At 63.9% G+C, this 25,478-nt stretch carries 26 protein-coding genes; 14 read left to right on the top strand and 12 right to left on the bottom strand.

Annotated features, from left to right (window positions below):
- Positions 1-98: 98 nt before the first annotated feature.
- Genes D8Z78_RS04725 through D8Z78_RS04710 form a run of 4 tightly spaced genes read right to left on the bottom strand, consistent with a single transcriptional unit; the run spans position 99 to position 2,780 of the window.
- Positions 99-1,127 (bottom strand): MaoC family dehydratase, encoded by a 1,029-nt coding sequence (locus D8Z78_RS04725; RefSeq protein ID WP_121631358.1) that lies wholly within the window; start codon positions 1,125-1,127, stop codon positions 99-101.
- Between the two features lie 2 nt (positions 1,128-1,129).
- On the bottom strand, positions 1,130-1,333 hold the full coding sequence (locus D8Z78_RS04720) for a DUF1737 domain-containing protein (protein WP_121631359.1): 204 nt from the start codon (positions 1,331-1,333) through the stop codon (positions 1,130-1,132).
- A gap of 16 nt (positions 1,334-1,349) precedes the next feature.
- Entirely contained in the window at positions 1,350-1,895 is a 546-nt protein-coding gene (locus tag D8Z78_RS04715; protein ID WP_121631360.1) for an NnrU family protein, read from the bottom strand.
- A gap of 36 nt (positions 1,896-1,931) precedes the next feature.
- Entirely contained in the window at positions 1,932-2,780 is an 849-nt protein-coding gene (locus tag D8Z78_RS04710; RefSeq protein ID WP_121631361.1) for an HpcH/HpaI aldolase/citrate lyase family protein, read from the bottom strand.
- Positions 2,781-3,099: 319 nt separating this feature from the next.
- Between D8Z78_RS04710 and D8Z78_RS04705 the strand changes: the two genes are divergently transcribed.
- Positions 3,100-3,420 carry a hypothetical protein gene (locus tag D8Z78_RS04705; RefSeq protein WP_240671993.1) on the top strand — a complete coding sequence of 107 codons (321 nt, stop codon included), beginning with the start codon at positions 3,100-3,102 and terminating at the stop codon, positions 3,418-3,420.
- A 60-nt stretch (positions 3,421-3,480) separates the two neighbouring features.
- Here the strand turns inward: D8Z78_RS04705 and D8Z78_RS04700 are convergent, their stop codons facing one another.
- Positions 3,481-4,236 carry a sulfite exporter TauE/SafE family protein gene (locus D8Z78_RS04700; protein ID WP_420824301.1) on the bottom strand — a complete coding sequence of 252 codons (756 nt, stop codon included), beginning with the start codon at positions 4,234-4,236 and terminating at the stop codon, positions 3,481-3,483.
- 159 nt (positions 4,237-4,395) lie between these two features.
- Between D8Z78_RS04700 and mdh the strand changes: the two genes are divergently transcribed.
- From mdh to lpdA, 12 genes are all read left to right on the top strand, one after another.
- On the top strand, positions 4,396-5,358 hold the full coding sequence (gene mdh, locus D8Z78_RS04695) for a malate dehydrogenase (RefSeq protein ID WP_121631362.1): 963 nt from the start codon (positions 4,396-4,398) through the stop codon (positions 5,356-5,358).
- 268 nt (positions 5,359-5,626) lie between these two features.
- Positions 5,627-6,820 carry an ADP-forming succinate--CoA ligase subunit beta gene (gene sucC, locus D8Z78_RS04690; RefSeq protein ID WP_121631363.1) on the top strand — a complete coding sequence of 398 codons (1,194 nt, stop codon included), beginning with the start codon at positions 5,627-5,629 and terminating at the stop codon, positions 6,818-6,820.
- A gap of 5 nt (positions 6,821-6,825) precedes the next feature.
- Positions 6,826-7,506 carry a sulfotransferase family 2 domain-containing protein gene (locus tag D8Z78_RS04685; RefSeq protein ID WP_121631364.1) on the top strand — a complete coding sequence of 227 codons (681 nt, stop codon included), beginning with the start codon at positions 6,826-6,828 and terminating at the stop codon, positions 7,504-7,506.
- 79 nt (positions 7,507-7,585) lie between these two features.
- A complete protein-coding gene (gene sucD / locus D8Z78_RS04680) occupies positions 7,586-8,473 on the top strand; it encodes a succinate--CoA ligase subunit alpha (RefSeq protein WP_121631365.1) in 888 nt (295 codons plus the stop codon).
- Between the two features lie 184 nt (positions 8,474-8,657).
- The gene (locus D8Z78_RS04675) at positions 8,658-9,368 is read left to right on the top strand and encodes a sulfotransferase family protein (RefSeq protein WP_121631366.1); all 711 of its coding nucleotides are present in this window, start codon (positions 8,658-8,660) and stop codon (positions 9,366-9,368) included.
- A 61-nt stretch (positions 9,369-9,429) separates the two neighbouring features.
- Positions 9,430-9,705, top strand: a complete 276-nt coding sequence (locus D8Z78_RS04670; protein WP_121631367.1) for a hypothetical protein — start codon at positions 9,430-9,432, stop codon at positions 9,703-9,705.
- A 19-nt stretch (positions 9,706-9,724) separates the two neighbouring features.
- Positions 9,725-10,447 carry a hypothetical protein gene (locus D8Z78_RS04665; RefSeq protein WP_121631368.1) on the top strand — a complete coding sequence of 241 codons (723 nt, stop codon included), beginning with the start codon at positions 9,725-9,727 and terminating at the stop codon, positions 10,445-10,447.
- 100 nt (positions 10,448-10,547) lie between these two features.
- Positions 10,548-13,520 carry a 2-oxoglutarate dehydrogenase E1 component gene (locus D8Z78_RS04660; RefSeq protein WP_121631369.1) on the top strand — a complete coding sequence of 991 codons (2,973 nt, stop codon included), beginning with the start codon at positions 10,548-10,550 and terminating at the stop codon, positions 13,518-13,520.
- A 4-nt stretch (positions 13,521-13,524) separates the two neighbouring features.
- Positions 13,525-15,033, top strand: a complete 1,509-nt coding sequence (gene odhB / locus D8Z78_RS04655; protein WP_121631370.1) for a 2-oxoglutarate dehydrogenase complex dihydrolipoyllysine-residue succinyltransferase — start codon at positions 13,525-13,527, stop codon at positions 15,031-15,033.
- 86 nt (positions 15,034-15,119) lie between these two features.
- Entirely contained in the window at positions 15,120-16,079 is a 960-nt protein-coding gene (locus D8Z78_RS04650; protein ID WP_121631371.1) for a glycosyltransferase family 2 protein, read from the top strand.
- Positions 16,076-16,471, top strand: a complete 396-nt coding sequence (locus D8Z78_RS04645) for an MAPEG family protein (RefSeq protein ID WP_121631372.1) — start codon at positions 16,076-16,078, stop codon at positions 16,469-16,471. The genes D8Z78_RS04650 and D8Z78_RS04645 overlap by 4 nt, the downstream gene beginning before the upstream one ends.
- 73 nt (positions 16,472-16,544) lie before the next feature.
- Entirely contained in the window at positions 16,545-17,945 is a 1,401-nt protein-coding gene (lpdA, locus tag D8Z78_RS04640) for a dihydrolipoyl dehydrogenase (RefSeq protein ID WP_121631373.1), read from the top strand.
- A gap of 52 nt (positions 17,946-17,997) precedes the next feature.
- On the opposite strand, the gene D8Z78_RS04635 is transcribed toward lpdA, so the two are convergent.
- Genes D8Z78_RS04635 through D8Z78_RS04620 form a run of 4 tightly spaced genes read right to left on the bottom strand, consistent with a single transcriptional unit; the run spans position 17,998 to position 20,882 of the window.
- A complete protein-coding gene (locus D8Z78_RS04635; RefSeq protein ID WP_121631374.1) occupies positions 17,998-18,597 on the bottom strand; it encodes a pyridoxamine 5'-phosphate oxidase family protein in 600 nt (199 codons plus the stop codon).
- Complete coding sequence (locus D8Z78_RS04630) at positions 18,584-19,306, bottom strand: lysophospholipid acyltransferase family protein (RefSeq protein WP_121631375.1); 723 nt, start codon at positions 19,304-19,306, stop codon at positions 18,584-18,586. Before D8Z78_RS04630 ends, D8Z78_RS04635 begins: the two co-directional genes overlap by 14 nt.
- Positions 19,306-20,208 carry a cell division protein FtsX gene (locus tag D8Z78_RS04625; RefSeq protein ID WP_121631376.1) on the bottom strand — a complete coding sequence of 301 codons (903 nt, stop codon included), beginning with the start codon at positions 20,206-20,208 and terminating at the stop codon, positions 19,306-19,308. The genes D8Z78_RS04630 and D8Z78_RS04625 overlap by 1 nt, the downstream gene beginning before the upstream one ends.
- Positions 20,205-20,882 carry a cell division ATP-binding protein FtsE gene (locus tag D8Z78_RS04620; RefSeq protein ID WP_121631377.1) on the bottom strand — a complete coding sequence of 226 codons (678 nt, stop codon included), beginning with the start codon at positions 20,880-20,882 and terminating at the stop codon, positions 20,205-20,207. The genes D8Z78_RS04625 and D8Z78_RS04620 overlap by 4 nt, the downstream gene beginning before the upstream one ends.
- 157 nt (positions 20,883-21,039) lie before the next feature.
- Here D8Z78_RS04620 and D8Z78_RS04615 point away from each other — a divergent pair, with 157 nt between their 5' ends.
- Entirely contained in the window at positions 21,040-21,969 is a 930-nt protein-coding gene (locus D8Z78_RS04615; protein ID WP_121631378.1) for a zinc-ribbon domain-containing protein, read from the top strand.
- A gap of 64 nt (positions 21,970-22,033) precedes the next feature.
- Here the strand turns inward: D8Z78_RS04615 and D8Z78_RS04610 are convergent, their stop codons facing one another.
- From D8Z78_RS04610 to D8Z78_RS04600, 3 genes are all read right to left on the bottom strand, one after another.
- Positions 22,034-23,296 carry an ABC transporter permease gene (locus D8Z78_RS04610; protein ID WP_121631379.1) on the bottom strand — a complete coding sequence of 421 codons (1,263 nt, stop codon included), beginning with the start codon at positions 23,294-23,296 and terminating at the stop codon, positions 22,034-22,036.
- A gap of 1 nt (position 23,297) precedes the next feature.
- On the bottom strand, positions 23,298-24,107 hold the full coding sequence (locus tag D8Z78_RS04605) for an ABC transporter ATP-binding protein (protein WP_121631380.1): 810 nt from the start codon (positions 24,105-24,107) through the stop codon (positions 23,298-23,300).
- Between the two features lie 118 nt (positions 24,108-24,225).
- Positions 24,226-25,224, bottom strand: coding sequence for a taurine ABC transporter substrate-binding protein (locus D8Z78_RS04600; protein ID WP_121631381.1), 999 nt, complete (start codon positions 25,222-25,224; stop codon positions 24,226-24,228).
- Positions 25,225-25,478: the final 254 nt, after the last annotated feature.

Raw genomic sequence — 25,478 nt, 5'->3', positions numbered from 1 at the left:
TCCATCCTCGTTCCGCGAAGAAGCGTAAACAAAAAGTAAAGGCGGGAGCAAAGATTCGTTTCCGCGCGGGGCCGCGTCATCGGCGGCCCCGGCCCGGATCACATCGGCATCAACGCCCAATAATCCAGATCCAGCAGGACGCTAGGATCATAGCGCCCGTCCTCGCCCTTGTAGGCAAACGGCGCACCGCCCTTGGACGCAACCAGCCGCAAGCGGATCGCGCCGACGCCGGGGGCGCTGGTCTCGGCCTTGTCCAGCACCTCTGTCCAAGCCTTGACGGTATCCCCCGCGAAACACGGGTTCGCATGCGCGCCGCCGTTCAGGCCCACGATCATCTGGGCATTGGCCAGCCCGTTGAAGGACAGCGCCCGCGCCATCGAAATCACATGCCCGCCATAGATCAGACGGCCCTCGGGACGGAAGCTCAGGTCGAAATGCACCTTGGCGGTGTTCTGCCAGAGGCGCGTGGCGATCATATGCTCGGCTTCCTCGATGGTGACGCCGTCCACATGGTCGATCTGCTCGCCGATCTCGTAATCGCCCCAGCGGTGCGGCTCCCCGGCCAGCGTGAAATCGTAGTTCGAGAAATCCAAGCCCTCGGGGATCACCAGATCATCGACCGACAGCGCCTTTTTCAGATCGGGCAGGACCGTCTCGGGCGCGGGCGCGTCGAGGTCGTTCTTGCGCACCATCACCCAGCGGCAGTACTCCATAACCACCTCGTCGCGCTGGTTCAGACCGCGCGTGCGGACATAGACGACGCCGGTTTTGCCGTTGGAGTTCTGTTTCAGGCCAATGACTTCGGAGGTCGAGCGCAAGGTGTCGCCGGGGAACACAGGCAGCAACCAGCGCCCCTCGGCATAACCCAGATTTGCCACCGCGTTCAGCGACACATCCGGCACGGTCTTGCCAAAGACCACGTGGAACGCCGCCAGATCGTCGATCGGCGAGGCGGCCAGCCCGCAGGATTGCGCGAACTGGTCCGAGGAATACAGCGCATGGCGCGCGGGGTAGAGCGCGTGATACAGCGCCCTCTCCCCGCCAGAGACCGTCCGGGGCACGGCATGGTCGATGGTCTGACCGATGGTATAGTCTTCGAAAAAGCGGCCCGGATTGGTCTTTGCCATTTTTACTGTTCTCCCAGTTTCACGTCGGGTGTGTAGGTGCCCTCGACCTCTTTCACCACGGCCTGACCGCAGCGCATGACGCCATTGGCAGCGTCGAAGGCATAGGTCGGATCGCCATGCAGCGCCCAGCCCTTGTTGAGCGCGTCAGTGACCTTGTGGCAAAAGGCAGAAGTGTCGTCCTCGGAGAGGAAGCGATAGAGTTTCATGTGTCTCTCCCGTGGGTTAGCCGAAGGCTGGGTAGCCAAGCCATGTATGGACAAAGCCGATCACCACCAGCAGCACGACCGAGGCTGCGACAAAGATCGCGTCCTTCTTGATGCTGCCCTTCGCGTGCGGCGTCCAGTCCGGCTCGGCGCGGTTGATCACGACCATCTCGGCAATCGCCCACAGGCCCAGCCCCCCGAACAGAACAAAGGACGGCGTGTCGCCGTTCACCAGCAGGTGCGCGACGGTCCAGAGCAAGAAGCCCGTCAGCATCGGGTGGCGCATCTTGTGGAACAGCGCCCCTTTGCGCGGACCGGGCGACATGAAGTACAGCGCCGCGATCATCAGCAGGTTGTTGATGCCGACGGTTGCCGGGTGCCGACCCCAGAAGAATGCACCATCGGCCATGCGGTAGCCAAAGATCATCAGCAGGATCGAGGCGGCAAGCACCAGCGCGATCACGCCCTTCCCCTTGTCGCCCATATTCGCACGCGCGCCCGGCGCCACGCGCTTGAAGAAATGTCCGCCCCACCAGAGCGCAACGCCGAGAATGAGAAGTCCCATGTCCGTCTCCCTTTATGTCCCGGCGCCAGTTAGGGCTTATTCCGCCATGGCCGCAATGGTTTCAGCCTTGGCCAGCAGCTTTTGCGCAGTGTCGACATGCAGGTTCTCGACGATCTTGCCGTCGACCACGGCCACGCCGCCGCCCTGCGCCACCGTCTCTTCGAAGGCGGCGATCTGGCGCTTTGCCAGTTCGATATCGGCCTCGGATGGGGCGAAGCACTCATTCGCGATGTCCACCTGCGCCGGATGGATCAGCGTCTTGCCATCCATGCCCATGTCGCGGCCCTGTTCACATTCGGCGCGCAGGCCGTCATCATCCTTGAAGGCGTTATAGACGCCATCGACGATCACGACGCCCTCTGCCTTGGCGGCCAGCAGGCACAGTCCGATCCCCGGCAGCATCGGCAAACGGTCGGCGCGGAACCGACTGTTCAGCTCCTTGGCCAGATCGTTTGTGCCCATGACGAAGCCCTTCAGACGCGGATGGGCGGCAATCTCGGCAGCGTTCAGCATGCCGCGCGGGGTTTCCATCATCGCCCAAAGCGGTTTGTCGGTCAGCGCAGCCAGTTTGTCGAGCTGGGCTGCGCTTTCGACCTTGGGCAGCAGCACCGCGTCGCAATCCATGGCATCGGCGGCCTTGGCATCGGCCTCGCCCCATTCGGTGTCGAGCCCGTTGATCCGCACGATGCGGGTGCGCTTGCCGTAAGAGGTCTGCAAGGCCGCTTTCAACGTCTCACGCGCGGCCAGTTTTTCGCCCGGCGCGACGGCGTCTTCGAGATCGAAGATGATCGCATCGACGGGCAATCCACGGGCCTTTTCCAAGGCACGCTCCTTGGAAGCGGGAATATACAGAACCGAACGATACGGGCGGGCAGCCATGTCCATGAGACTCTCCTGCGTGATGCGTTGAGTAATATTGTTGCGCGAGACAGGCCATTTTTTGCGGAAAATGGCAAGGGGTTTCTGCCGCATTGCAGCAATTGCCTGCGGAATGGGCAGGAGGATCGGCAAAATTCGCTCGCATTCGAACGACCGCGCGCAGCGTTAACCTCATTTAAGGGGCTGAAGACGGAAGCTGTTTGCAGGCCGAAAAGCGGCCGGGGCGGGACGGTCAGGGCCGACGCCCGGGATCTGAGGGGACCCAACCGATACCGGCAGGCGGCAAAGCCGCCCCATCGCCGGGATCTAGCCGAAAGGTGAAGTTATGACTGAGAAAATGATGAAACTGGGCATCCTGTCGGCCGGTCTGCTGCTGGGCGCCGCCACCCATGTCCATGCGCAGAACCTGCAACACTGCGCCCCCCGCGATCAGGTTGTCGACCGTCTCGCCACGAAATACGGTGAAAGCCGTCAAAGCATGGGCCTTGGTTCGAACAATGCCGTGATGGAAGTGTTCGCCAATGTCGAAGGCGGTTCTTGGACCATCACCGTGACGATGGCGAACGGCATGACATGCCTCGTGGCGTCCGGTCAGGCCTTCGAGGAACTTGCCGAGGCCCTGCCGCCCAAGGGGGACGATGCATGACCTGAGGGGGAGACGGTCTTCATCGAAGATCGTGGCAGCCTGTTCCGCAATGCGGCTCCCCTATGTCAAGGCAACCCAGATCAGACGCAGCCCGGTCGCAAACAGGGCAACATAAGTGATTGAGAAGAAGACTTTTTCAGACACGTACTGATGGGCGCGGATGCCCAGCCAAGCGCCGAACACGGCAAATGGCGCCAAGGCGACATTCATCAGCAGGCTCTCTTTCGTGAAGATGTCCATGCCCGCGTAGAACCCGCATTTCAACAGGTTCACGGCCCAGAAGACCAGCACGGTCGTGGCTTGAAAGCGCGTCTTCGACAGCCCCTGCCCCAGCAGGAAGATCGCCGCCGCCGGGCCGCCCGCATGGCTGACGAAGCTGGTGAACCCCAGCGCCAGCCCGGCCCCCAGCCCCACGCGCGGCCCGAAATGCTGCGTCCCAAGCCGCACGACGCCGCGCTGCACCGCCGCCTGCCACAGCACGAAGGCGACGGCCACCGTGCCGATGATCAGCCGGATCGCGTCCGGATCGGCCCAGGCATAGAACAGCGCCCCCAGCAGCGTGCCCGGCACTCCTCCGATCAGCAGCACCCGCGCGGCAGGCCAGTCCCACTTGCGCCAATACGCCGGAAGGCTGGCCACATCGATCAGCATCAAGAGCGGCAGCATCAGCCCCAGCGCCATCCCCGGATCGATCACCAAGGCCAGAATCGCGGCGCTGGCAAAGGCCACGCCGGACCCGAAGCCCCCCTTGGAAATACCCGCGAAGACGACCGCCGGAACGGCCATGGTAAAGACGGGCAGGGAAAAAAGCTCCACGCCGGTCTCCTTCCAACTACAGTTAACCCCTCGTTTATCCCGCTGAAAGATAAAGCGATAGCCCTAACGGGTAAACGCGCCGCAGCGCAGCACTCTTGCGCGAAGCAGCGTAAAGGCGTAGCCACTCGTCCAAATTCACGAAGGACCGGAGAGAAATCCATGGCCAGACCCAAGATCGCCCTGATCGGCGCGGGACAGATCGGTGGCACGCTTGCCCACCTTGCTGCAATGAAGGAACTGGGCGACGTCGTCCTGTTCGACATCGCCGAGGGCACGCCCGAAGGCAAGGCGCTGGACATCGCCGAATCCGGCCCCAGCGAAGGCTTTGACGCCAAGCTGAAGGGCACGCAGGACTATGCCGACATCGCCGGTGCCGATGTCTGCATCGTCACCGCCGGTGTGCCGCGCAAGCCGGGCATGAGCCGCGATGACCTGCTGGGCATCAACCTCAAGGTGATGAAGTCGGTTGGCGAAGGCATCGCCGCCAACGCGCCCGACGCGTTCGTGATCTGCATCACCAACCCGCTCGACGCGATGGTCTGGGCGCTGCAGAAGTTCTCGGGCCTTCCCGCGAACAAGGTCTGCGGCATGGCGGGCGTGCTCGATTCGGCCCGCTTCCGCCACTTCCTCGCCGAGGAATTCAACGTCTCGATGAAGGACGTGACCGCGTTCGTTCTGGGTGGCCATGGCGACACGATGGTGCCGTCGGTGCGCTACTCCACTGTCGCCGGTGTGCCCCTGCCCGACCTGATCGAGATGGGCTGGACCACGCAGGACAAGATGGACGCGATCGTGCAGCGCACCCGTGATGGCGGCGCCGAGATCGTCGGCCTGCTGAAGACCGGTTCGGCCTTCTACGCGCCCGCGACCTCTGCCATCGAAATGGCCGAAGCCTACCTGAAAGACCAGAAGCGCGTTCTGCCCTGCGCCGCCTATTGCGATGGCGATCTGGGCGTGAAGGACATGTATGTGGGCGTGCCCACCGTGATCGGCGCTGGCGGCATCGAGCGCATCATGAACATCAAGCTCAACAAGGAAGAGCAAGAGATGTTCGACACCTCGGTGAACGCGGTCAAAGGTCTGGTCGAGGCCTGCAAGGGCATCGACGGCTCGCTCGCCTGATCCCGTCAAGACGCACAGCAAAAGCCCCGGTCCCCGTGCCGGGGCTTTTTCGTTAAGGTGGCCTGCGACGCATCACGGTGCGAATCCGACAGCGGCAGACTACTATCGCTAACAAAAAGTTGCTTGTGATCACACGTCGCAAAAGTGTGATCACAAAACCCGGAAAAGCGCGGGTTTTTCGCATTTGCGGCAAGAAAACAGTTCCCGTGCCGCGCGAAACAGGCGTAGACCCTTTGCCAAACCGCAGCAAAACGGGGGTTTACGACCCATGAATATCCACGAATATCAGGCCAAGGCTCTTCTGCGCTCTTACGGTGCGCCGGTGTCCGATGGCCGCGCCGTCCTCAAGGCGGCCGATGCCAAGGACGCGGCAAGCCAGCTGAACGGCCCGCTCTGGGTCGTCAAGGCGCAGATCCATGCCGGTGGCCGCGGCAAGGGCTCCTTCAAGGAGGCCGAGGCTGGTGAAAAGGGCGGTGTGCGTCTGGCGAAGTCGGTGGAAGAAGCCGCCGAAGAAGCCAAAAAGATGCTGGGCAAGACCCTCGTGACCCACCAGACCGGCCCGGCCGGCAAGCAGGTCAACCGCATCTATATCGAGGACGGCTCGGATATCGAGCGTGAACTCTACCTCGCCCTGCTGGTCGACCGGGTGTCGTCCCGCGTGTCCTTCGTCTGCTCGACCGAGGGCGGCATGGACATCGAAGAGGTCGCAGCCTCGACCCCGGAAAAGATCCTGTCCTTCTCCGTCGATCCCGCCACCGGCTACCAGCCCTTCCACGGTCGCCGCATCGCCTTCTCGCTGGGTCTGGAAGGCGCGGCAGTCAAGCAATGCGTCAAGCTGATGGGCATCCTCTACAAGGCCTTCCTTGAGAAGGACATGGAGATGCTGGAGATCAACCCGCTGATCGTCATGCCCGGCGGCGACCTCAAGGTTCTGGACGCCAAGGTCGGTTTCGACGGCAACGCGATCTATCGCCAGCCCGACATCGCCGAGCTGCGCGACGAGACGGAAGAGGACCCCAAGGAACTCGCCGCGTCCAAGTACGACCTGAACTACATCGCGCTCGACGGTGAAATCGGCTGCATGGTCAACGGCGCGGGCCTTGCCATGGCGACGATGGACATCATCAAGCTGTACGGCGCCGAGCCCGCCAACTTCCTCGACGTGGGCGGTGGCGCGACCAAGGAAAAGGTTACCGAGGCGTTCAAGATCATCACCTCTGACAAGAACGTCAAAGGCATCCTCGTGAACATCTTCGGCGGCATCATGCGCTGCGACGTGATCGCCGAGGGTGTGGTTGCGGCTGTCAAGGAAGTGGGCCTTCAGGTGCCGCTGGTCGTCCGTCTGGAAGGCACGAATGTCGAGGAAGGCAAGGCCATCATCAACAATTCGGGCCTGAACGTCATCGCCGCCGACAACCTCAGCGACGGGGCCGAAAAGATCGTGAAGGCTGTGAAAGGCTGACGGTCATGGTCTCGCACGAGCACAGGTTCATCTTCATACACATCGTGAAATGTGCCGGCACGAGTATCGAAAAATACTTTGGCCATCACGATGAGTACGAGGGGTGGAACATGCAGGACCATCGGACGATCCGCGATCTTGAGCGGCCCTTGTCCGTGGCGGCCTTCCGCTCCCGCGAGAACCTGCGCCTCGTCGCGAGACGCAGCCTGAAGCGCAACCCGACCCCAAACCCCCGCAACGGGCGCACGGTGACGGCACAACAGTTCCGCGACTACTACAAGTGGACGGTTGTGCGTGATCCGTGGCACCGGGTGCGGTCCTGGTACATGGGCTTGGCCCGCGACGCGCGTATGCTGAAGGACGGCGAGCGTTTGCCGGATTTCGACCGGTTCGTGCAGGAGCAGGCCGGGACGCGCGAATTGCGGCCCGTCCATCATTGGCTGACCCGGTTCGACGGCAGCCTTGCCATGGACCGGATCGTACACTTCGACGCGCTGGACGAGGGGTTGCATCAGGTTGCCCAAGATCTCGGCCTGCCCCCGATCCAATTGGGGCATGAACTGAACTCGACGGCGATGAAGACACCGAAGCCGCAATTCACACAGCGGACCATCGACCGGATCTCGGAGGTATATGCCGCCGAAATCCGCGACTTCGGCTTCGCGCCTCCGCAGGTCGGGGCATGAGCGCCGCGCAACAGACACACATCCGGGTTCGGTCGCAGGCCGATCCCGCCGTATCGCAAGACTGAGAAGGAGCCGACACATGGCCATCCTAGTAGACGAAAACACCAAAGTCATCTGTCAGGGCCTGACCGGCTCGCAGGGGACGTTCCACTCCGAACAGGCCATCGCCTATGGCACCAAGATGGTCGGCGGCGTCACCCCCGGCAAAGGTGGCTCGACCCACCTTGACCTGCCGGTCTTCAACTCGGTCCACGAGGCCAAGCACGTGACCGAAGCCAACGCCACCGTGATCTACGTGCCGCCGCCCTTCGCCGCGGACTCGATCCTCGAAGCCATCGACGCCGAGATGGAGCTGATCGTCTGCATCACCGAGGGCATCCCGGTGCTCGACATGATGAAGGTCAAGCGCGCGCTCGAAGGGTCGAAATCCCGCCTGATCGGCCCGAACTGCCCCGGTGTCATCACCCCCGATGCCTGCAAGATCGGCATCATGCCCGGCCATATCCACAAGCGCGGCAGCGTCGGTGTCGTGTCCCGTTCGGGCACCCTGACCTACGAGGCGGTCAAGCAGACCACCGATATGGGTCTGGGCCAGTCCTCCGCCGTGGGTATCGGCGGCGACCCGATCAAGGGCACCGAGCATATCGACGTGCTCGACATGTTCCTGTCGGATGACGAAACCCAGTCGATCATCATGATCGGCGAAATCGGTGGCTCCGCCGAAGAAGAAGCCGCCGACTTCCTCGCCAACGAGCGCAAGAAGGGCCGCTGGAAGCCGACCGCCGGGTTCATCGCCGGGCGCACCGCGCCTCCGGGACGCCGCATGGGCCACGCGGGCGCGATCGTCGCCGGTGGCAAGGGCGGCGCCGAGGACAAGATCGCGGCCATGCAAGAGGCCGGGATCGTCGTCGCCGACAGCCCCGCCACGCTGGGCGAGGCCGTGATGAAGGCCATCGAACTGGGCTGAGGCCCCTCGGGCCCCGTCAAAGGGGCCCGGATACCAAATCTCAATGGGTTGGAGAGAGGGTGACCCCGCTTTCCAACCTTTCTGACAAAGGACAGACCGTGCCGGTCCCACGTGCAACCGCCAAGGCAGACCCCGCGCAGCGCCCCGCGCTGCGGTGGGCGGCGTTTTGCCGGGAGGTGCGCGCATGACCCTTGTCAGCCACGACCACCGCTTCATCTTTCTCAAGACGCGCAAGACGGCGGGGACTTCGGTCGAGATGTATCTACAGCCTTTCTGCACCCCCCCCGGCACGCCGGTCGAGGAATGGGGAGAGGCGATCATCAGCGATCACGGCATCGTCGGGCAGCGCCTCGGCCGAACCGGTCGGTCCGCCCCGCCGCCCCCCGGCGCGGTTCGGGACACGTGGTATTCCCATCACGCCGCCGAAGACCTCAAGGCGCAGTTGCCACCAAAGGTCTGGCGCCGGTACGAGAAGATCACCGTGGTGCGCAATCCCTTTGCCAAAGTCCTGTCCGGGTTCTTCTGGCGCAATCGCGGGCAGACGCTTTCGGATCATCCCGACCAATTGATCCCACGGTTCCGCAAATCCGTGCGCGACGGCAATGTCAGCGACGACCGCAAGATCGTGTTCGTCCGCGGCTGGTTGCGGCGCGACAAATTCGTGCCGGACACGGTGCTGCATGCCGAGCGTCTTGGACCCGATCTGGCCCGGCTGACGGAGCGGCTGGGGCTGGAGAGCAGCCGGACATCGCTGCCGGTGACCAAATCGTCGGGCAACAAGGCCCGCGTCCTGCCGCTGACGGAATGGTATGATGACGAAACCGCCGACATCGTGCGCGACCGCCTGGACTGGATGTTCCGTGCGGGCGGCTATTCGCGCGAGGTGCCGGAATGATGCGGATCGAAACCCGTGGCGGGCCAGCTGCCCGCAACGATTTGCCAAAGGAGGGGATGGCATGACGAACGCTATACGGATCGCCCTGGGACTGGGCATTGTCTCGCTGGTCGCGGGGTGCGGCTGGGGCCGAAGCGCGCAAATGACGCTGGCCGAGATGGATGGCCAATGGTTCGTCATCCCGCAACACCGCTCGAAAGAGGCATTGGCCGACCCGAACACCGCGCCGTCGATCATCGCCGAAGAAAACGCCCGCCATTGGGACGCGCGCCCGAAGGTGACCACCTACTACGACGACATCGCCTGTCAGCACCCTGACGCGCCCTGTCTGAACTGATCCGAGCAGAGGTAGCCGCATGCTCCACCTTCAGCATTGTCTTCCGACCCTCCGGTGCGCGATCCGGGCGCTGAGCGGCGTGCTGCTGGCGGTTGCCAGTGCGGCGCCTCAGGCGCAGGCGCAGGTCGCCGAGGCATTCAACCTGTGTCAGGACATGTCTGTCGCGCAACAGGACCGCGTGGCGGCGCTGACCGATCTGGGCTTTGTCCCGGCCACTGCCGAGCAGACCCGCATATTGGACAATGCAGCCGCCCTGGACCGAAGCTTGTCCTCGGACCGTCGAATGGGCACGCCCTTGATCCCCCTGCTGGAAGAGGGCCGCTTTGACGAGCCTTTCGAAGCGCCGCCGGGTTTCTCTGAATCGCAGACAGCCTTGTGGCATGAGAGTGCCATGGGGGTTCTGGTGCAGCACGCGCGCGGGCCGTTCCTGACCGGCAAGATCGACATGGTGATGCGCGGTTGCGTGATTGCCCTGACGCGCGATTACACCGGAACAACCGGGCTGTTTCGCATTCCCGAAATGCCGAAACCCTTCGAGACGGATTTTGCAAGCGTCATCGCCTATGTCGGCGACCGGCCCTCGCCGTTTGCCCGGGAATTCCGGGGGGACAAGTCCGGGACATTCCGTGCGCATATCATCGCCATTTCCGCAGACGCGCCTTTGGGCCCACGTTGGTCGGATCTGGAACACGTCTACAAGGTTGAGCTGACAGACGACCGAAACCCGGACACCGACCCATGACCCGACACACCAGATCCAGCCAGACCGGACCGATTTCACGCGCGCCCCGGCCAGCGTCTGGCAAAGAATATCGTCCCAATTTCTGTGGAGGTACGACAGAATGAACGACCAAAGCCCCAACGACCTTTTCCACGCCTCCAGCTTCATGCAGGGGCATAACGCGGAATACCTCGAACAGATGTATGCCCGCTATGCCAACGATCCCAATGCCGTAGATGCCGCGTGGCAGGACTTCTTCGCCCAACTGGGCGATGCGGACATGGACGTGAAGGCCGAGGCGCAGGGTCCCAGCTGGGCGCGCGCAGACTGGCCCCCCGCCCCCAGCGATGACCTGACCGCTGCGCTGACCGGCGAATGGCCGATGCCCGCCGTTCCCGCCGAGGCCAAGGGCGCAGGCAAGAAGATCAAGGAACAGGCCGCCGCCAAGGGGATCGAAGTTTCCGACAGCGCCATCCAGCGCGCCGTTCTCGACAGCATCCGCGCGCTGATGATCATCCGCGCCTACCGTATTCGCGGCCACCTTGCCGCCGATCTCGACCCGCTGGGTCTGCGCGACACGTCGAACCACCCGGAACTGGACCCGAAATCCTACGGCTTCACCGAGGCCGACATGGATCGGCCGATCTTCATCGACAACGTTCTGGGCCTGCAGATCGCCTCGCTGCGCGAGATCCTGTCGATCATCAAGCGCACCTATTGCGGCACCTTCGCGCTGCAATACATGCACATTTCGGACCCGGAACAATCCGCGTGGCTGAAGGAACGGATCGAGGGTTTCGGCAAGGAAATCCAGTTCACCCGCGAGGGGCGCAAGGCCATCCTGAACAAGATGGTCGAGGCCGAGGGCTTTGAAAAGTTCCTGCATGTCAAGTACATGGGCACCAAGCGTTTCGGTCTGGACGGCGGCGAAAGCCTGATCCCCGCGATGGAACAGATCATCAAGCGTGGCGGCAATCTTGGCATCAAGGAAATCGTCATCGGCATGCCGCACCGTGGCCGTCTGTCCGTGCTGGCGAACGTGATGAACAAGCCCTACAAGGCGATCTTCAACGAATTCCAGGGGGGCAGCTTCAAGCCCGAGGATGTCGACGGCTCGGGCGACGTGAAATATCACCTCGGCGCTTCGTCGGACCGCGAATTCGACGGCAACACCGTCCACCTGTCGCTGACCGCCAACCCCTCGCACCTCGAGGCGGTGAACCCGGTGGTTCTGGGCAAAGTCCGCGCCAAGCAGGACCAGATGCACGACACCAACCGCACGCAGGTCATGCCGATCCTGCTGCACGGCGACGCGGCCTTTGCCGGTCAGGGTGTTGTCGCGGAATGTTTCGCCCTGTCCGGTCTGCGCGGGCACCGCACCGGCGGCACCATGCATATCGTGGTGAACAACCAGATCGGCTTCACCACCGCGCCGCACTTCTCGCGCTCTTCGCCCTACCCCACCGACAACGCGCTGGTGGTCGAGGCACCGATCTTCCACGTCAACGGTGACGACCCCGAGGCCGTGGTCCACGCCGCCAAGGTCGCGACCGAGTTCCGCCAGAAGTTCGGCAAGGACGTCGTGATCGACATGTTCTGCTATCGCCGTTTTGGTCACAACGAGGGCGACGAGCCCATGTTCACCAACCCGGTGATGTACAACAAGATCAAGAAGCAGAAGACCACGCTGACGCTGTATACGGAACGGCTTGTCAAGGACGGCCTGATCCCCGAGGGCGAGATCGAGGATATGAAAGCCGCGTTTCAGGCCCACCTGAACGAGGAATTCGAGGCCGGTAAGACCTACAAGCCGAACAAGGCCGACTGGCTGGATGGCCGCTGGTCGCATCTGGATCGGCAGAAGCAGGGCAAGTACCAGCGCGGCAAGACGGCAATCGCCGAGGACACCGCGCGCGAGATCGGCACCGCGCTGACCCGCATTCCGGATGGCTTCCCGCTGCACAAGACCGTGGGTCGCCTCGTCGAAGCGCGCGCGCAGATGTTCGAGACCGGCAAGGGCTTTGATTGGGCCACGGGCGAGGCGCTGGCCTTTGGCTCGTTGCAGCTTGAGGGCTACCCGATCCGTCTGGCCGGGCAGGACAGCACCCGCGGCACGTTCAGCCAACGCCACTCGGCCTTCATCGATCAGGAAACCGAAGAGCGCTACTACCCGCTGAACAACATCCGCGAGGGGCAGGCCCGCTACGAGGTGATCGACAGCGCCCTGTCGGAATACGCGGTGCTGGGTTTCGAATACGGCTATTCGCTGGCCGAACCGAACGCCCTGACCCTGTGGGAAGCGCAGTTCGGCGACTTCGCCAATGGCGCGCAGATCATGTTCGACCAGTTCATTTCCTCGGGCGAATCCAAGTGGTTGCGCATGTCCGGCCTCGTCTGCCTGATGCCGCACGGCTTCGAGGGTCAGGGGCCGGAACACTCCTCGGCGCGTTTGGAACGCTTCTTGCAGATGTGTGGTCAGGACAACTGGATCGTGGCGAACTGCTCGACGCCCGCGAACTATTTCCACATCCTGCGCCGCCAGTTGCATCGCTCCTACCGCAAGCCGCTGATGCTGATGACGCCGAAATCGCTTCTGCGTCACAAGCTCTGCGTCTCGGAACTGGCGGATTTCACCGAAGGCTCGTCCTTCCACCGCGTTTTGTGGGACGATGCGCAGCACGGCAATTCCGACACGCAGCTGGTCAGCGATGACAAGATCAAGCGCGTGGTCATGTGCTCCGGCAAGGTCTATTTCGACCTGCTCGAGGAACGAGACGCGCGCGGGATCGACGATGTCTATCTCCTGCGGATCGAACAGTTCTACCCCTTCCCGGCGCTGAGCCTCGTGAAGGAGTTGGAACGCTTCAAGCAGGCCGAGATGATCTGGTGCCAGGAAGAGCCCAAGAACCAGGGCGCCTGGACCTTCATCGAGCCGAATATCGAATGGGTGCTGGGGCGCATCAACGCCACCCACAAGCGGCCGGTCTATGTCGGTCGCGCCACTTCGGCCAGCCCGGCGACGGGTCTGGCCAGCCAGCACAAAGCACAGCAAATGGCGCTCGTGGACGAAGCGCTGACGATCGTAAAGGACTGAAAACATGACCGAAGTACGCGTCCCCACCTTGGGCGAATCCGTGACCGAGGCCACCGTGGCGACCTGGTTCAAGAAGCCGGGCGACAGCGTCGCGGTTGACGAAATGCTCTGCGAGCTGGAAACAGACAAGGTCACGGTCGAGGTCCCCTCGCCCGTCGCCGGAACCCTGTCCGACATCGTCGCGAACGAGGGCGACACCGTGGGCGTCGATGCCCTGCTCGCCAATATCTCCGAAGGCGACAGCGCTCCCGCCCCGAAAAAGGCCGAAGCGCCGAAGGAAGAGGCGCCCAAGCCCGCTTCGGGCGGTGCGTCCGTCGACGTGATGGTGCCGACGCTGGGTGAATCCGTGTCCGAGGCCACCGTCTCGACCTGGTTCAAGAAGGTCGGCGACAGCGTTACGCAGGACGAAATGCTGTGCGAGTTGGAAACCGACAAGGTCTCGGTCGAGGTCCCTGCCCCGGCGGCGGGCACCCTGACCGAGATCGTCGCAAACGAGGGCGACACCGTGCAGGCCAATGCCAAGCTGGCGGTGATCTCGGCTGGCGAGGGCGCCGCAGCCTCGGCCCCGAAGGACACCCAGTACGAAACGCCGCCCGCCGGCAATGGCGGCCCGGGCAAGGACATCAAGGACGGCCCCGCCGCCGAGAAAGCCATGGCCGAAGCGGGCATTTCCCGCGATCAGGTCACCGGCTCGGGCAAGGATGGTCGCGCCACCAAGGCCGACGTGGCCGCCGCGGTGAAGGCGGCGTCGCAGCCGTCTGCCCCCGCGCCCGCGGCCTCGGCCCCGCGCGCGCCCGTCAGTGCCGATGACGCCGCCCGCGAGGAACGGGTCAAGATGACCCGCCTGCGCCAGACCATCGCCCGCCGCCTGAAGGACGCGCAGAACACCGCCGCGATCCTGACCACCTATAACGAGGTGGACATGACCGAGGTCATGGCGCTGCGCAGCGAATACAAGGACCTGTTCGAGAAGAAGCACGGCGTGCGTCTGGGCTTCATGTCCTTCTTCACCAAGGCCTGCTGCCACGCGCTGAAGGAGGTCCCCGAGGTCAATGCCGAGATCGACGGCACCGACATCGTCTACAAGAACTTCGTCCATATGGGCATCGCGGCGGGCACCCCGCAGGGTCTGGTCGTGCCGGTGATCCGTGACGCGGATGCGATGTCCTTTGCGGAAATCGAAAAGGCGATCAACGAAAAGGGCAAGCGCGCCCGTGACGGCAAGCTGTCCATGGCGGAAATGCAGGGCGGCACCTTTACCATCTCGAACGGTGGCGTCTATGGCTCGCTCATGTCCTCGCCGATCTTGAACCCCCCGCAATCCGGTATCCTTGGCATGCACAAGATCCAGGACCGTCCGATGGTCATCAACGGCGAGATCAAGATCCGCCCGATGATGTACCTCGCCCTGTCCTACGATCACCGCATCGTCGACGGCAAAGGCGCGGTGACGTTCCTTGTCCGTGTGAAAGAGGCGCTGGAAGATCCCCGTCGCCTGTTGATGGATCTGTAATGAACAGGGGGGCGGGGCACAGCCCCGCCCTACCATGTGTCGCACCAGTTTCTTGTGGTCGGCAGCGGCAATTCCGGATGTGATTTGTGACCACCGCCCTCGCCTCCTGCATGCGCAACGAAGGGATCTTCGTGCTGGAATGGCTCGCCTATCACCACGGCATGTTTGACCGGGTGATTGTCGTGACCAATGACTGCACCGATGGCTCGGACGCGCTGCTGGACGTGGCGCAGGAGATGGGGCTGTGCACCCATATCCGCCAGACCGTGCCCAAGGGCGGCTCGCCGCAGGACCTTGGAATGGACCATGTGTTACGGCTTTGCCGGGCCGAGGGCATCACCCATGTCCTGCACATCGACAGCGACGAATTCCTATTTCTGCCCGAGGGCGATGTGACCGACCTGTTGAACCGCACCCATGACGCCGACGTGATCCCGATCCCGTGGCTGCCCATGGGCGATACGGGCGTCACCGACTGGACCCCCGGCGATCTGGTGGTCGAACGCAACATCCGCGCCGCCCCCGGGCTTGAGCCGGGCGAGACCAAGTTCAAATGCCTGTTTAAAGTGGCCAGCTTTGCCCGTGCCACCGATCACAACCCGCTGGAGCCCTTGGTCGATGACCCGCAAGTGCGCTCGCCCGATGGCAAGAAACTGCGCAACGCCACCTTGTACCAACCCAAATCCGCCCGGTTTCGCCCGCTTGGCAAAGCCTGCGAGGTCACGACCGCCTTCCTGTTCCACTACGCGGTGAAGTCAGAGGACGTCTTTCTGATGAAGAACGACCGCGGCGACGGACAGGGCAAGGACAGCACCAAATACCATCTCGGCAGCCATTGGCACCGGCAGGCCAACCGCAATGACGTGGATGAACACAGCCTTCTGCTGCAAGCACCGCGCCTGCGCGTGCGTCTCGAGGAATGGCGCCGCTCGCCTGCTCTTGCAGAGGCTGAACAGGCCTGTCACGCTTGGTTCATGGACCGCCGCACCCAGATCCTGACACCGGAAAACCGCGCCCTGTGGACGCGGGGAAAGGCCACCGCATGACACCCGAATTGACCATGCTGACCCTCGCGGCGCTGTTGCAGGTGTTGATCTTCTTCGCCTATTCCGTCACCGCGCAAAAACAGGTGGGCAGCAAATATGCCGCCTCTCCGCGCGACGAACCGCGCCAGCTGACCGGGTATGCCGGGCGCTGGCAGCGCACCATGAACAACCAGTTCGAGGCGCTCATCCTCTTTGCCATCGGCACGCTGGTCGTCACCTTTGCCGACAAGGCCAACGAGCTGACCGCGCTGGCCTCGCTGCTGTTCCTCATCGCGCGGGTTCTCTATGTCCCGGCCTATGTGCTGGGCTGGGCGCCGTGGCGCTCGCTGATCTGGTTCGTCGGATTTCTGGCAACCGTCTTCATCCTGATCAAGGCCCTCTGGCCGGTCTGATCAGCCCGCAAACCCGGCCCTCCGGGCCAAAACGTGTTGATGGCCGGGCACCGGCCAAAGGAAAGGAACCGAAATGTCCCAATATGACGTCATCGTCATCGGCGCGGGCCCCGGCGGCTATGTCGCCGCCATCCGCTGCGCCCAGCTTGGTCTCAAGACCGCCTGTGTCGAAGGCCGCGAAACGCTCGGCGGCACCTGCCTGAACGTCGGCTGCATCCCGTCCAAGGCGCTGCTGCATGCCAGCCACCAGTTGCACGAGGCCGAGCACAACTTTGCCAAGATGGGTCTCAAGGGCAAGGCCCCGTCGGTCGATTGGAAGCAGATGCTGTCCTACAAGGATGACGTAATCGGCCAGAACACCAAGGGCATCGAATTCCTGTTCAAGAAGAACAAGGTCGACTGGATCAAGGGCTGGGCGTCGATCCCCGAGGCGGGCAAGGTCAAGGTCGGCGACGAGACCTATGACGCCAAGAACATCATCATCGCGTCCGGCTCCGAACCCTCGCCCGTGCCCGGTGCCGATGTGACCGTCGACAATGACAAGGGCATCGTGGTGGACAGCACCGGCGCGCTCGCCCTGCCCAAGGTCCCGAAAAAGATGATCGTGATCGGCGCAGGCGTGATCGGGCTTGAGATGGGCTCTGTCTATGCGCGTCTCGGCGCCGAGGTCGAGGTGATCGAATTCCTCGACCACATCACCCCGGGCATGGACTCCGAGGTCTCGCGTCAGTTCCAGAAACTGCTGCAAAAGCAGGGGCTGAAATTCACTCTGAACGCCGCCGTGCAGGCCGTGACGGTCAAGGGCGGCAAGGCCACCGTGACCTACAAATCGCGCAAGGATGACAGCGAGAACGAGGCGCAGGCCGATGTGGTGCTGTGCGCCACCGGGCGGCGTCCGTTCGTTGACGGCTTGGGTCTAGAGGCGCTCGGGGTCGAGATGACCAAGCGCGGCCAGATCGCCACCGACGACCATTGGCGCACCAGCGTCAAAGGCATCTACGCCATCGGCGACGCCATCGAAGGGCCGATGCTGGCCCACAAGGCCGAGGACGAGGGCATGGCCGCCGCCGAGGTGATCGCGGGCAAGCATGGCCACGTCAACTACGGCGTGATCCCGGGCGTGATCTACACAGCGCCCGAGGTGGCGAGCGTCGGCAAGACCGAGGAACAACTCAAGGAAGAGGGCCGCGCCTACAAGGTCGGCAAGTTCTCGTTCATGGGCAATGGCCGGGCGAAGGCCGTGTTTCAGGGCGAGGGCTTCGTCAAGCTTCTGGCCGACAAGGAGACCGACCGCATCCTTGGTGCGCATATCATCGGCCCGGCGGCGGGCGACCTGATCCACGAGATCTGCGTCGGCATGGAATTCGGCGCCTCGGCCGAGGATATCGCGCTGACCTGCCACGCCCACCCGACCTTTTCCGAGGCGGTGCGCGAGGCGGCGCTGGCCTGCGGCGACGGCGCGATCCACGCCTGACCCGTATGCAGGACACGAACAGGCCCCCGATCGGGGGCCTGTTTGCGTTGGATCACCACATACGCGGCTTGGCTCTTTCCACGTAGTTTGCGTCGTAATCCGGGCCACCCTCGCGGCCATCGGTCATCTCGGCCATGATCTGGCCAACCGTGGGGACGCTGTCGCGGTCGTTGCGCGACCACAGGCCCGAACGCAGCAGCGCCTTGGCACATTGCGTATACACTTCGTGCACATCGATCACGATCACCGTCTTGGGCAGTTTGTCCTTGCGGGCAAAGCTGTCACGCAGCGTCGCGTCATCCGTCAGAAACGCCGTCCCGTTGACCCGGACGGTCGTTGTCGAACCGGGCACGAGGAACAAAACCGCCACGCGCCCGTCCGTCACGATATCCTTGAGGCAATCCAATCGGTTATTGCCCCACCAATCCGGCATCATCAGGGTCTGGTCATCGGCCACACGCACAACCGGGCCATCGTCGCCACGCGGCGAGCCGTGCACGCCCTCTCGACCGACAGTCGAGAGGATACAGAAGCGGCTGCCCTGTATCCATTGCGTATACAACGGCGTCAGACGGTTTGCGACCTTGTCCAGCGACAAGGGAACCGGCGCCTCGTAGAGCGCGGTCAGCGCCTCCAGATCAAGCTTGCGCATCGAAACCCGCCTCTGTCAGCAATGCGTTCGAGGCCGCCTCGACCTCGTCCTCCAGTCGTCTCAGAAAGGCCTCGCGTTCCAGTCCGGGTTCGATCCGTGGCAGGAACTCGACCACCGCAAGGCCCGGCTTGCGCAGGATACCGCTGCGCGGCCAGAACACCCCGCAGTTCGTCGCCGCCGGCACGCAGGGCTGGCCGGTCTGCTCATACAGCAGCGCCGCGCCGACCTTGTAGGGCTTGACCACCCCGGGCGCGACCCGCGTGCCTTGCGGATAGATGATCAGCTGGCCGGGATCGGCGGCGCCCTTTTCGACATCTTCCAGCATCTTGGCGATGGCCTGCCCGCGCTTGCCACGATGCACCGGCACACAGCCCACGCGCCACGCATAAAGGCCGATGACCGGCGTCCAGAGCAGCTCGCGCTTCATGATGAACTTGGCCGAGGGGCATTCGCCAAAGATCATCATGATGTCGAGAAAGGATTGGTGTTTGGCGGCAATCAGGACTTCGTCCTGCGGCACAGGCCCGCGCACCTCGGTTTTCAGGCCGATCATCCAGCGCGCCGTCCAGCGCACCCAGACGGTATATGACCGGCAGGCCGCCCGCGCCCCGCGCGGCGAAACCAGCGCCCAAGGCAGAAAGACGATGCCCAGCACCAGCATGGCCACAGCGTTCTGAATGACAAAGACCAGCGATTTCAGCCATTGCATCAGGCCAACCCTCCCAAGACGCGGCGCGCCGCCAGTTCCGTCGCGACAAAGGCCACGAGCGCCGCCAAAGGCGGAACGATCATCGGCAAGACCCAGTGCCAGCCCTGAAAGCGAAGGCCCGTCAGGAAGCCACCGGCAGCCTCACCGCCCGGCATGATGAACAGCGCCACGACGCCCAGCAACGTGCCCGCCCCCGCGCCGATCAAGGTCCGCATGGTAAAGCGCCGCACGAAGGCGCGCGCGATATAGCCATCCGTCGCGCCCACGAGGCGCAGCACCGCGATGACCTGCGCATTCGCGGCCAGCGCCGCGTTTGCCGCCAATGTCACCATGCCTGCCGTCGCCCCGCCGATCAGCAGGATCGACACCCAGCCCAGCAGCTTCAACCGCGAGGCCGCCGCCGCCAAGGGGCGCCGCCAGCGCGTGTGTTCGTCCAGCACCGCGCCGGGCACTTCGGCCTGAAGGCGCAGGCGCAGGCCCTCGCTGTCATAGCCCTCGGGCCCTTCGATCACCGCGATCAGTTGCGGCACCGGCAGGCTCTCGACCGGCAGGTCGGGGCCGAACCACGGCTCCAGCAGCGCCTGCTGTTCCTCGACCGACAGCGCCCGGGCAGAGGCGACGCCCGGTGTCTGTTCCAGCACGCGCAACGCCGCCGCCGTCTGCGCGTCCATCTGGTCCGCCGGGGCCGAGATGCGCAGCGTCGACTCGCGCGCCAGTTCCTCGCCCCATGTGGTGGCCAGCCGGCCCGAGGCCAGCGACAGCGCCAGCGCAAAGATCGTCAGAAAGGCCATCGCCGCACTGGTGAGCACGGTCAGCCGCGCAGTGAACCCGGTCGGCGGCACCACGCGATCCGCGCCCGCATCCTGCGCCAACAGGGCGCGCGCCTGATCCAGAAGCTTCACAGATCCGCCCCCGCCGCTTGCAGCGTCCGGTTCGCGATCCGCAGGATGCGCGCGGGCACCATGGATTTCGCGGCCCGGATCAGCATCAGGTCATGGGTCGCGATCATCACCGTCTTGCCCATCTTATTCAATTCGACCAGCAGGCGCAAAAGACGCTGCGACATCTCCCAGTCGACATTTCCCGTCGGCTCATCCGCAAGGATGACATCCGGCGACAGGATCAGGGCGCGCGCCAGCGCCGCACGTTGCCGTTCGCCCCCCGACAATTCCGGTGGCAGCGCGTCGTATTTCTCCGACAGGCCAACCCAAGCCATCAATTCGTTGAGGTTGTCGACCTGATCCGGCGAGGCCTGCCCGGACACGGTCAAAGGCAGGGCGACATTCTCGGCCACCGGCAGATGATCTAGGAACTGGCAATCCTGATGCACCACCCCGATCCGCCGCCGCGCCATCGCAACGTCGTCGCGGCTCATATCGGTCACGTCATGATCAAAGATCCGAACCCGTCCGCCGGTCGGCTTCAAAGCGCCATAGCACAGTTTCAGAAAGGTGGTCTTGCCCGCGCCCGACGGTCCGGTGAGAAAGTGGAACGCCCCCGGCGCCAGTTGCAGCGACATGTCCGTCAGAAGCGCATCCCCGCTGTAGGAATAGGCCACATTGTCCAGCTCGATCACGGCCTGCCCGCCCCTGTTTTACCTGTCACCGTTTTGCCCGACCCGAGGCCCGCATGCAACGTCCGGCTCGGTTATGAATTGGACTTTCCGCCGTGTTTCGTGCAGCTTAATGTGGAAAACAAGCCTTGGGGATGGCGAGGAGTACGACGTGAGCAGGATGCGGCTGATCTGCCCGAATTGCGGGGCACAATACGAGGTGCCCGTGGACGTGATCCCGGAGGGCGGGCGCGACGTGCAATGCTCCAGTTGCGGGCATACTTGGTATCAGCGGCATCCCGACGACGATCCCGATCTGGCCGAAGAGCTGAACGAGCCGCTGCCGGATCGCGACTGGACACCCGAGGATGACGCCGCCCATACGGCGCAGCCGGATCCCACCCCCGAACCAGCACCGGCGGCGGTCGATCCTGCGGAACAGGCAGATTTGACCCCGCGCCGTCAGATCGATCCGCAGATGGCCGCCTTGTTCGCCGAGGAACGCGACCTCGAAGTGCGCAGGCGGCAGGCCGAGACACTTGAGACCCAGCCAGAGTTGGGCTTGGCCGAGCCGGACGAGGACGAACAGGCCCGCCGCGCCCGCGAGGCGCGCGAGCGCATGGCACGCCTGCGCGGCGAGGATCCCGAGGGTGATGCCCCGCGTCCCGCCACCCCCCGCCCCACCGAGGTCGAACCGCCCGAGGATCCCGGTCGCGCCGCCGCCGAGGCCGCCGCCGCCGCCGCAGCCGCAGGGTCTCGGCGCGACCTTCTGCCGGATGTGGACGAAATCAACCAGACGCTGCGCGGCAGCGAGTTGCGCCCGGACCCCACAGCAGAAGACAGGCTCGCCGCGGCACGCGAACGCCCGGGCAAGACCGAGAGCGGCGGCGGCTTTGCGCGGGGCTTTTTCATGGTTGTCGTGCTGGCCGCCCTGTGCATGGCCATTTACGCCTATGCTCCGCAGATCAAGGGGACCGTCCCGCAGGTCTCTCCGCTGCTCGATGCCTATGTGGCGCAGGTCGATGCCGGGCGCATCTGGCTCGACGCACAAATCGGCGCCTTGCTGCAATCCCTCGATGGCATGAGCAGCGAGGCGCGTTCGGCGGACTAACCCCTTGGCGGACAGACACGCCGGGTCGTAGCGCGGGGCCGATGCGCCCCGCGCGCCTTCGGGATCAGACGCGCCCCTTCCAAGGCACCAGCGCCTTTTCGGCCAGCCGCATCAGGATATCGATGCCAAAGCCGATCACCCCGATCAGGATGATCCCCATGATCACGATATCGGTCAGCTGAAACTTCGACGCGACCATGATCATCATGCCCGCCCCCTTTTCGGCGGCCACCAGTTCGGCCGCGACGACCGTGCCCCAGCAGACCCCCATCGCCACACGCGCACCGGTGAAGATCTCCGGCAGCGAGTTCGGCACGATGACATGGCGCATGATCTGCCATTTGCTCGCGCCCAGCGAATAGGCCGCGTGCACCTTTGAAATGGCCACGCCCGACACGCCCGCGCGGGCCGCGATGGCCATGATCCACAGCGCCGCGAGGAACAGCAGGATGATCTTGCCGGTCTCGCCGATGCCCGCCCAGATGATCACCAGCGGGATCAGGGCCAAGGGCGGCACCGGGCGCATGAACTCGACGATCGGGTCGAACCAGCCTCGGAACCAGTTGCTCAGCCCCATCGCGTAGCCCAGCGGAATGCCCACCAGCGCACCGAATGCGAAGCCGACGATCACCCGGAACAGGGACCAGCCCAGATGCTCCCACAGGGTGCTGTCACGATACCCATCGCTGGCGATTTCGTTCAGACGGGACCAGACCGCTTCGGGGGGCGGTAGCCAGATCGGCTCCATCTGCCAGCCCTTGGCTGGCTCGAAATTCAGCGTACCCTTGGGCGACATGCCGACCCGACCGAATTCCGTCTGCACGGACCCGCCCGGCGCGATCGGTTGGCCGTTCACGGCAACCACGGTGTGGCCGTCGTCGCGGCCCAACTCGTCGTTCCGATCCACCCGGATCAGGCCAGACCGCCACGCGCCGACCGTGTCGCTGTCATTCTTGGCCCAGCCATCGCCCGGCTCGACCTCGGGTGCATCGACATCGGTGCCGACCTCGAAGACCCGCACCGTCACGGTGGCATCGTCGCGCTGGCCATCCGCCTCGGCAGTGTAGGTGAAGACCGCATCCCCCATGAATGGCCCCGGCGCATGAAGGAAGCCCGGCACCAGTTTTGACCCGGTGAACGCCCCCCACAGGAGAAAGATCGTCAGGACGGAGATGACGCTGGCGATCCGGTTCGGCCGCACCGCGCTTTCGTCGCCAAAGGTCACCGTCTTGAGCGAGGTGAAATCGGTCGCGGCCTTGGTCGCCACGAACTTCACGACGACAAAGGAGACGACGAAAATAACTGCATACAACAGGAATACGATCATCTCAGGCCTCCTCTGCCCGGCCCATGATTTCTTCTTCCATGTCCCAGATCATCGACAGGATTTCCTCGCGTTTGACGGCAAAGTCCGGGTGCTTCTTGACCTCGCGCAGGTCCTGCCCGACACCCAGATCGGCAAAGGGCAGCCTGTATTCCTTGTGTATACGTCCCGGACGCGGCGCCATCACCAGCAGACGCTCGCCCAACAGCAGCGCCTCTTCGACCGAGTGGGTGATCAGGATGATCGTCTTGCCGGTCTCTTTCCACAGCTTCAGCACGAGGCTTTGCATCTTTTCCCGGGTCAGCGCGTCCAGCGCGCCGAGCGGTTCGTCCATCAGGATCACGTCGGGATCATTGGCCAGACAGCGCGCCAAAGCCACGCGCTGCTGCATGCCGCCGGACAGCTCGTAGACCGCCTTGGATTTGAAATCCCGCAGCCCGACCACGTCCAGCAGGTGGTCCACATGTTCGGCCCAGTCCCGTTCGCTGCGTCCCGCCATGCGGGGACCAAAGCTGACATTGGCGCGCACATCCATCCATTCGAACAGCGCACCCTGCTGAAACACCATGCCGCGTTCGGCGTCCGGCCCCTTGACCGGGTGGCCATTGAGCACCAGCCGCCCCTCGGTCGGGGCCAGAAAACCGGCCACGATGTTCAGCAAAGTCGTCTTGCCGCAGCCCGAGGGCCCGAGCACGCTGAGCAATTCGCCCTCGCCCAGATGCAAAGAGACATCCTTGAGCGCCTGCACCGAGCCGCCATTCGGCAGATCGAACCGCATCGAGAGGTTTTCGATGGTTAATCCACGTGTCGTCATGTCTTGAAGTCGTCCTTCCCGCACGATCCGGGCTTGCAAGGCCCTTGGAAGAGCCTTGCAAAGATCTTCGAAGATTTTTGGCCGCCCGGGGGAAAGGTCGCGCCCCCGGGCGGGCAGGTCACTCGGCGGCTGCCGTCAGCGGCCCGGTGTTGACGTTATCGGCATAGCTGTCCAGCGCCGCGTCGATCGACCCGGCCTCGACGAACACATCCGCCACGCCCTTCATGAACTCCTGCGCGCCGCCGCCCAGCCATTTGGCCGACAGTTGGTCCTCGACCGTCGGGAAGACAAAGGTCGAGATCGTCGCGCGCGTGGCTTCCAGATCCATGCCCGCATCCTTGGCGATCACCGGCAGCATCTTTTCATGGTTGGCCTCATCGGCCCACATGGCGTTCGCCTCGGCGGTCACCTTGAGGAAGGCGGTGACCAAGTCAGAATTCTCGGCCACCCAGCCCGCCGGGCCGGAGGTCACGTCGAAGACCAGAATGCCCAGTTCTTCCTTTTCGGCACCGGTCAGCAGCACGTTGCCGTGCTCTTTCATACGGCGCAAGCTACCGCCCCAGCCGCAGGCCATGTCAACGGAGCCTTGCGCAATCGCCGCCGCACCATCCGGCGGCGCCATGTCGACGATTTCCATGGTCGAGATGTCGACGCCGAAATGGCTCATCTGCTTGAGGAACCCGTAATGCGCGGCGGTGCCTAGCGGCACGGCGACCTTCTTGCCCGCCAGCTCGCCCGCGCTGTCCTTGTCGATTTCGAGGTCTTCGCGCACGACGCAGTTGTCATTGTCGGAATAGCTGACCGCGACGTCGAGGATCTGAAGATCCTGCCCGGCGCTGGTCGCCACGACGAAAGGCGGCACGCCCTGTGACACGCTCAGATGCACATCGCCCGAGGCCATCGCCGCACTCATCGCGGTGCCGGTGTCGAAGCTGACCCAGTTCACCGTGACGCCCATCGCCTCGTCATACATGCCTTCGGCCTTGGCGTATTCGAACGGCATCGGCCATTCGAGGAAATAGGCCACGGTGATCTCGCCCCCATGGCTGCCCGCCTGCGCCATGCCCGCCACCAGCGCCAGCGCCGCTGCGCCCGTCATTTTCGTCCTGATCGTCATACCTTCGGCTCCCGTGTTGTCTGTGGTGTGATGCCTCGTTCCGGGCATCCTGCCTTGATCCGACCGGAAAACAGGCATTGGATCAACGGTTTTTCCCGCAACGCAGCCACACCGGCTCGCACGCCCGCACCGGGCACCGCGCCATTCCGGGGCACAAGCCCTTGGACAAACGCAAGAATAGTGCTTTGACGGCGGTCAGATGCCTTTGCGTCACCGACAGTCTGGACATATAGGGATGACGTTTCTGGCCCTAT

Source organism: Tropicibacter alexandrii (genome assembly GCF_003667315.2).
Taxonomy (GTDB): Bacteria; Pseudomonadota; Alphaproteobacteria; order Rhodobacterales; family Rhodobacteraceae; genus Tropicibacter; species Tropicibacter alexandrii.
Note: the sequence above shows the minus strand (reverse complement) of the source record. Positions and strands in the feature narration are given on the sequence as shown.